A 1,614-nucleotide genomic window follows, 5' to 3' on the forward strand; every position below is an offset into this window, starting at 1 on the left:
GTTGAAGTCACTGCCACAGGGAAAAGCCTCGGGCATAGTATCAGCGTCGGGGCTTATGTCCCAGTAGAAGCGATCTTTAATGGTGATGGTGATGGCTTAGAAAGAGACAACAAATACGTGTGGGTTTTACAAAGCGACAACACAGTAACGAAACGAAAAGTCACATTAGGCAAAGCATCGCAAAACTCATTTAAAGTACTCGATGGGTTAGACACAACTAACGTCGTCGTTGTTGCAGGACTTTCTAAATTGCGAGAGGGAATGAAAGTGAACGTGATTTCAGAGGTAGCATTTAATGAGTGATTTGAAGCAAGCGATACCCGATCAAACGAATGAAGAAGAGAAAGGAATCGCGGTTTATTTTATTAAAAATAAAGTAATCAGCTGGATGATTTCACTGATCTTTTTGATTGGAGGCGTGTCTGCCTTTTTTGGGTTAGGTCGTCTTGAAGATCCAGCCTTTACGATCAAAGACGCGATGGTCGTGACCCAGTATGCAGGTGCGACTCCTCAGCAAGTCGAAGAAGAGGTGACTTATCCCTTAGAAAAAGCCATTCAACAGCTTACTTATGTGGATGAAGTCAATTCGATTTCCAGCCGAGGGTTGTCACAAATAACGGTGACGATGAAGAACAATTATGGTCCTGATGACTTACCGCAAATCTGGGATGAGTTGCGTCGAAAGGTCAATGATCTGCAAGGGTCATTGCCTCCTGGAGTGGGGGCTCCTAAGGTCATCGATGACTTTGGTGACGTTTACGGTATTTTGCTCGCGGTTACTGGGGATGGGTACGGTTATAAGGAGCTGCTGGATTATGTTGATTACCTAAGACGTGAGCTGGAGTTAGTTGATGGCGTGAGCAAAATTTCCGTCTCTGGGCAACAGCAAGAGCAGGTATTCATTGAAATATCGATGACGCGAATGAGTAGCCTTGGTTTGGCGCCGGCAACGGTATTCAACTTACTTTCAACACAGAACGTAGTGTCAGACGCGGGTGCAATAAGAATCGGCGATGAATACATTCGAATTCATCCAACGGGCGAGTTCGAAAATGTTGATCAACTCGGTGATTTAATCATTAACGAAAACGGTGCTTCAGGGCTGATTTATCTGCGTGATGTTGCCAAAATCACCCGTGGTTATCAGGAAGTACCAAGCAATATTATTAACTATAACGGCGACGTTGCTCTCAATATCGGCGTTTCTTTTGCAACCGGTGTTAACGTGGTTGAAGTTGGTGAGCGGTTTGATCGCCGCTTAGCCGAGTTAAAGTACCAGCAGCCAGTTGGCGTGCAGATCGCAGAGATATACAGTCAGCCGAAAGAAGTGGATAAATCGGTCAGTGGATTTGTTGTCAGTCTTGGTCAAGCGGTTGCGATCGTCATTATCGTGCTACTGTTTTTCATGGGCTTAAGATCGGGGTTATTGATTGGTCTGATTCTCTTGTTGACCGTTTTGGGCACCTTTATCTTCATGCAGTATTTCAAGATCGATTTGCAACGTATCTCATTGGGTGCGTTGGTGATTGCACTAGGGATGTTGGTGGACAATGCCATTGTGGTGGTTGAAGGGATACTCATAGGCACCCAAAAAGGGCGGACCCGCACCCAAGC

Annotated in this window: 1 protein-coding gene and 1 pseudogene; both read left to right on the forward strand. The window is 45.5% G+C overall.

Translation table 11 applies throughout. The features are described 5' to 3' along the window. A pseudogene (locus tag ACP45E_RS20780) lies at positions 1-303 on the forward strand (efflux RND transporter periplasmic adaptor subunit); the annotation flags it as partial. After that, on the forward strand, positions 296-1,614 hold a 1,319-nt coding region (locus tag ACP45E_RS20785), incomplete at its 3' end, for an efflux RND transporter permease subunit (RefSeq protein ID WP_141707466.1). The pseudogene ACP45E_RS20780 and the gene ACP45E_RS20785, both read left to right, overlap by 8 nt.

Origin of the sequence: Vibrio genomosp. F10 str. 9ZD137 (assembly GCF_049974785.1) — a bacterium.
In the GTDB taxonomy this organism is placed as follows: domain Bacteria; phylum Pseudomonadota; class Gammaproteobacteria; order Enterobacterales; family Vibrionaceae; genus Vibrio.